Origin of the sequence: Tahibacter caeni, from assembly GCF_024609805.1 — a bacterium.
In the GTDB taxonomy this organism is placed as follows: domain Bacteria; phylum Pseudomonadota; class Gammaproteobacteria; order Xanthomonadales; family Rhodanobacteraceae; genus Tahibacter; species Tahibacter caeni.
In genome coordinates this window covers 1-5,983 of record NZ_JANFVR010000296.1, presented here as the reverse complement: position 1 = coordinate 5,983, position 5,983 = coordinate 1, and the positions used below count along the sequence as shown (strand labels likewise).

At 69.3% G+C, this 5,983-nt stretch carries 4 protein-coding genes; 2 read left to right on the top strand and 2 right to left on the bottom strand.

The genetic code is table 11. The annotated features are described in order from the left end of the window. Positions 1–1,869 (top strand): tetratricopeptide repeat protein (locus NON22_RS19125; RefSeq protein WP_257388562.1); only part of this gene is annotated, 1,869 nt, incomplete at its 5' end. A gap of 96 nt (positions 1,870–1,965) precedes the next feature. Here the strand turns inward: NON22_RS19125 and rho are convergent. Then, complete coding sequence (gene rho / locus NON22_RS19120; RefSeq protein ID WP_425508004.1) at positions 1,966–3,774, bottom strand: transcription termination factor Rho; 1,809 nt, start codon at positions 3,772–3,774, stop codon at positions 1,966–1,968. Between the two features lie 333 nt (positions 3,775–4,107). Beyond that, complete coding sequence (gene trxA / locus NON22_RS19115; RefSeq protein WP_257388559.1) at positions 4,108–4,434, bottom strand: thioredoxin TrxA; 327 nt, start codon at positions 4,432–4,434, stop codon at positions 4,108–4,110. A gap of 218 nt (positions 4,435–4,652) precedes the next feature. On the opposite strand from trxA, the gene NON22_RS19110 reads away from it, so the two are divergent. Next, a partial coding sequence (locus NON22_RS19110; protein WP_257388558.1) for a DEAD/DEAH box helicase occupies positions 4,653–5,983 on the top strand: 1,331 nt, incomplete at its 3' end.

The window sequence follows — 5,983 nt, the reverse complement described above, 5'->3', positions numbered from 1 at the left end:
GGCGGCGTCGTCGCGAAGGCCGCCGATGCGGAACCGGCGCGCCGTTACGCGAGCGTCGGCGCGCTGCGCGACGACCTCCGGCGCTATCTCGACGGCCGGCCCGTGCGCGCGGCGCGGCTGACGCGGCTGTATCGGCTGCGCAAGTTCCTGCAGCGGCACCGGCTCGGCGTTGCGGCGGCGCTCGCGGCAGCAATCGCCGCCGGCGTCTTCGTCTGGCGCCTCGATCTCGCCCGCGCGCGCGCCATCGCGGCCGAAGCGCAGACGCAGCAGGCGCTCGTCGCGTCCGAGCGCGAAGCCGCGCGGGCGCGCGAGGCGCTGACCTTCCTGACCGACGCGTTCGAAGCCGCCGCGCCGGGCAATGCGATGAGCCGCGAAGTCAGCCTGCGCAGCCTGCTCGAAGCCGCGCAGGCGCAGCTCACGGCGCGCACCGATCCGGCGCTCGCGCAGTCCATGCAGCGTCTGCTCGCCGGCCTCTACGCGGATCTCGGCGACGTGGCCAAGGCGCTGACCCTGATGCGCGCCGGCGTCGCCGGCGTCGAGCCGAACGAGAAAGCGCAGGCGCTGCGTCTGGCCGAGGACTACGACGAATACGCGAGCCTGCTCGGCCTCGACGGCGACGTCGCCGCGGCCTTGCAGGCGATCGAACGCGCCCGCGGCTGGCGCGAGCGGTTCGCGCCCGACGATGCGATCGCGAAGCTGCGTACCCTGCAGGCGCTCGGCCTGGCCTATCACCGCGACGGCGACGACGACAAGGCGCTCGTGCCGCTGCGCGAGGGACTGGAGCTCGCGCGGCACACGGCGGACGTGCCGCTGGGACTGTATCTGGAAATCGCCCAGCCGCTGGCCGCGCTGCTCGGCACCGCCGGCGAGCGCGACGCGGCGCTCGCCGTGCTCGACGAAGCGCTGGCGCGCGTCGACGGGCAGCGGCCGCCGCAGTCGCCCGAGCACGTCGTGCTGCTGCGCGCGCGCGCCAATGCGCTGAGCACCAACGGCGATCCGGCTGCCGCCGAGCCGCTGCTGCGCGAGGCGATCACGCTGCAGGCGCGCGTCGTCGATCCCGGCGGCGCACGCATGATGGTGCTGACCAACGACCTGGCCGTCGTGCTCAACGAGCTCGGCCGCTATCGCGAAGCCGCCGAGACCCTGCGCCGCTCCGACGAGCACATGCGTGCGGCCGGCCTGCACGGCGCGGTCGATCGCGCGACGTCGCGCGGCAACTTCGGCGGCATACTCGAGAACGCCGGCGACTACGCCGCGGCGCTGGCCGAGTTCCGCGCGGCGCGACAGATCCTCGACGACGGCGGCATCGGTGCCGACGATCAGTTCCGCCGGCGCATCGCACGCAGCGAAGCGCGCACGCTCGGGCGCGCCGGACAGATCGCCGCGGCGCGGGCTCAGCTCGAGGATCTGCGCGATCGTGCGGCGCGCCTCGACGGCGAGGATTCACTGGAATACGCGCTGACGGTCTGGCAGCTGACCCTGCTCGCGCGGCAGTCGCACAAGCCCGACATCGGTCTGCCGCTGCTGCAGCAGTCCGAACGGCTGTGGCAGGCGCTGGCGCCGACGCATCCGGTCCAGCTGCATCTGCATCGCGCGCGTGCCTCGTTTGCGCTCGACCGTGGTGACGTCGCCACCGCGGCGCGCGAACTCGAAATCGCCGTCGCCGGCTTCGAAGCCGGCTCGACCCTGCCGATCGACCTCGCGATCGCGCGCAGCGAACTCGCCGCCGTGCGCCTGCGCCAGGGCGACCGCAGTGCGGCGCGCGCGTTGCTGGGCCAGTCGCTGCCGGTACTGCGCGAAGCGCTGCTGCCGCAGGAAATCTCGCGCGCCGCGGCGGAAGCCACGGCCGGAGCGCTGGGGCTGCCGTGATCGGCGGGCGAATCCGGCGGATTGCGGCACCTGCTCTCCGAAACGAAAAAGCGCGGCCGGAGCCGCGCTTTTTCGGGTTACCCGATCCGCCAGGCCTCAGCCGCGCTTCATCGTCGCGAAGAACTCGTCGTTGGACTTGGTGTTCTTCATCTTGTCGAGCAGGAATTCCATCGCGGCCAGCTCGTCCATCGGGTGCAGCAGTTTGCGCAGGATCCAGATCTTCTGCAGCATGTCCGGTTCGATCAGCAGTTCCTCGCGGCGCGTACCGGAGCGGTTGATGTTGATCGCCGGATAGACGCGCTTCTCGGTGATGCGGCGGTCCAGGTGCACTTCCATGTTGCCGGTGCCCTTGAACTCTTCGTAGATGACCTCGTCCATCTTCGAGCCGGTGTCGACGAGCGCGGTCGCGAGGATGGTCAGCGAACCGCCTTCCTCGACGTTGCGCGCGGCGCCGAAGAAGCGCTTCGGACGCTGCAGCGCATTGGCGTCGACGCCGCCGGTCAGCACCTTGCCGGAGCTCGGCACGACGGTGTTGTAGGCGCGGGCCAGGCGCGTGATCGAGTCGAGCAGGATCACGACGTCGCGCTTGTGCTCGACGAGGCGCTTGGCGCGCTCGATGACCATGTCGGCGACCTGCACGTGACGCGCGGCCGGTTCGTCGAAGGTCGAGCTGATGACTTCGGCCGCGCGCACGCCGCGGACCATTTCGGTGACTTCTTCCGGACGCTCGTCGATCAGCAGGATGATCAGGTGCGCTTCCGGATGGTTGTGCACGATCGCCTGCGCGACGTTCTGCAGCATCATGGTCTTGCCGGCCTTCGGCGGCGACACGATGAGGCCGCGCTGGCCCTTGCCGATCGGCGACATCAGGTCGAGGATGCGGCCGGTGATGTCTTCCGAGGAACCGTTGCCGCGCTCGAGGCGGAAGGCCTTGCGCGGGAACAGCGGCGTGAGGTTCTCGAACAGGACCTTGTTCTTGGAGGCTTCGGGCGGCTCGCCGTTGATGTCGTCGAGCTTGAGCAGCGCGAAGTAGCGTTCGCCGTCTTTCGGCGGACGGATGCGGCCGGTGATGTAGTCGCCGGTGCGCAGGTTGAAGCGGCGGATCTGGCTCGGGCTGACGTAGACGTCGTCGGGGCCGGCCAGGTAGGACTCGTCGCCGGAGCGCAGGAAGCCGAAGCCGTCCTGCAGGATTTCCAGCACGCCTTCGCCCCAGATGCCGCCGCCGGCGCGCGCATGCGCCTTGAGGATGTTGAAGATGACGTCCTGCTTGCGCGCACGCGCGACGCCTTCCTGGATGCCGAGGCCCTCGGCGATCTCCAGCACGGCCGCGGCGGGCTTGCGCTTGAGCTCGGTCAGGTTGATCAGCGGACCGTTGCCGCCGCCGTTGCGCTCGTCGGGAATCTCGTCTTCGTAGTTGCCGCCGCGCATCTGTTGCTGCTGCTGGCGGTTCTGCCGGTTGCGATTGCGGTTGCGGCCTTCGCGGCGGCCCTGGCCTTGGCCCTGCTGGTACTGGCCGCTCTGCTGGCCGTTGTTCTGCGCCTGGCCCTGCGGGTTCTGCGCGTTGTCGCCGTTATTGCCGCCTTCGTTGCCGCCGCGCTCGGCGGCCGGCGCCGCCGTGTTGCCGTCGGAACCCGACGCGGTGAACAGGTCGCTGCTCGGCTGGCGGTCGCCTTCGCTGGTGCGTTCGTGGCGCTGCGGACGTTCTTCGCGGGCCGGCGCTTCGTTGCCGGCTTCGTTGCGGGCGGCGGCCTCGGCTTTCGCTGCGGCACGGGCGGCCTGCGCTTCGCGGCGTGCGGCGCGCGCTTCGGCGGCGGACGACGGCGACGGGGATTCGGGACGCGCGTCGGCCGTTGCGGCCGAGCCGTTTTCCTTGTTCTCGATATCAGACACGGGCAAACCTCGCATGGGCGCCGTTGGCCGGCATGGACATGCCGACGGGATGGAATCAGGGGATGAACCGGAAGGGGGTGGGGCGCTGCGCCCCGCAAAACCGGAACTAACTTAGCACTGTGGAATGGACGCGTAAAGCGTGTACGGACAAGGCGTTCAGTATGCCGCCGCGTGCGGAAAACGGAAGTACCGGCGGGTGGATAGCGCGGCGGAACGCGGCGCGGAATCGTCTGCGGAAGGCGTTCGCGGATCGCGGCGAACGACGCCGGACTTCTGCGAACCGCCGCGGGGCGGCATACTCGGCGCCCGCCGCGGGCGGCGTCCGGCGCCGCCCGCAGGCTGCGTGAATCAGAGCGTGCGGTCGATCAGCTGGGTCAGCTGGGTCTTGGAAACGGCGCCGATCTGGGTCGCTTCGACCTTGCCGTTCTTGAAGATCATCAGGGTCGGGATGCCGCGCACGTTGTAGCTGCGCGGGGTCTTCTGGTTGTGGTCGATGTTGACCTTTACCACTTTCATGCGACCCTGGTAGTTCGCGGCAAGCTCGTCGAGCACCGGCGCGATCATCTTGCAGGGGCCGCACCATTCGGCCCAGAAGTCGACGAGGACCGGCTCCGCCGAATTCAGCACGTCGGATTCGAAGGTGTCGTCGCTGGTATGGGCGATCAGCTGGCTCAAGGGAATTCTCCGTCTTAAGAATTTCCGCCAAGCTGCGGAAATGTTTGGGTTTAGGCTACACTCGGGCCGTTGCTGGGCAAGGCGGAGCGTGGCAGGGGCGGGAGGGGCGGCATTTGAGCCCAACCCTTCGCGCGTTTCAAGTTGGGTCTGTGGAATGATCCTCAAGTCCCCGGATAAGGCTGGATGCCTGGCCGAGTCCGGACCATCTGGCCATATGAATGTCCGAGCAAGTATTAACTGATTGTTTCTTCGATAGTTTCGACCTGCACCCCAGCCTGCTGGCCGGGTTGCACGAGTCCGGCTTCACGCGTTGCACGCCGATCCAGGCGCTGACCCTGCCGGTCGCCCTGGCCGGCCGCGACGTCGCCGGGCAGGCCCAGACCGGCACCGGCAAGACCGGCGCATTCCTGGTCGCGGCCATGCAGCGGCTGCTGACCGTGCCGGCCCTGGCCGAGCGCAAGGAGACCGATCCGCGCTGCCTGATCCTGGCCCCGACGCGCGAACTGGCCATCCAGATCGACAAGGATTTCCGCAATCTCGGCCGGCACACCGGCCTGAAGTCGGCGCTGATCTACGGCGGCGTCGACTACGACAAGCAGCGCGAACAGCTGCGCGGCGGCGTCGACATCATCATCGCGACGCCGGGCCGCCTGATCGACTACTTCAAGCAGCACGTGTTCAGCCTGCGCGCGGTCGACGTCATGGTCATCGACGAAGCCGACCGTATGTTCGACCTGGGCTTCATCAAGGACGTGCGCTTCCTGATGCGGCGCCTGCCGCCGCGCGACCGCCGCCTCGGCCTGCTGTTCTCGGCCACCCTGAGTTTCCGCGTGCTCGAGCTGGCCTACGAGCACATGAACAATCCCGAGAAGCTGTCGGTCGAGACCGAATCGGTCACCGCCTCGCGCGTGCGCCAGAGCGTCTATTTCCCGGCTACCGAGGAAAAGATGCCGCTGCTGCTGAACCTGATGTCGGCGCCCGCCGTGCAGCGAAGCATCGTGTTCGTGAACACCAAGATCGCGGCCGAGCGCGTGACGACCCGGCTCGAACGCCATGGCTTCCGCGTCGGCGCCCTGTCGGGCGACGTGCCGCAGAAGAAGCGCCAGAAGCTGCTCGAGCGCTTCCAGCGCGGCGAGGTCGACGTGCTCGTAGCGACCGACGTGGCCGCGCGCGGCCTGCACATCCCGGCCGTCAGCCACGTCTTCAACTACGACCTGCCGAACGATCCGGAAGACTACGTGCATCGCATCGGCCGCACCGCGCGCCTCGGCGCCGAGGGCGATGCGATCAGCTTCGCCTGCGACCTCTACGCGATGGGGCTGCCGGACATCGAGAGCTTCATCTCGCAGAAGATCCCGGTCGCGACGGTGACGCCGGACCTGCTGGTGCCGCCGCCCAGGCGCGAGCGCGCCGCGCATCCGGCCGACGCGCAGAACGCGATCGACGACCAGGCGGATGCGGCCGAAGCCGCCGCGGCGGAGACGGCCCGGAACGACAGCGACGGCAAGTCGCGGGGGCGCCGCCGGCGCGGCGGCGGCGGTGGACGCGG

Coding starts and splice junctions, on each gene's coding strand:
- rho (WP_425508004.1), bottom strand. CDS start 3,774: ATGCGAGGTTTGCCCGTGTCTGATATCGAGAACAAGGAAAACGGCTCG.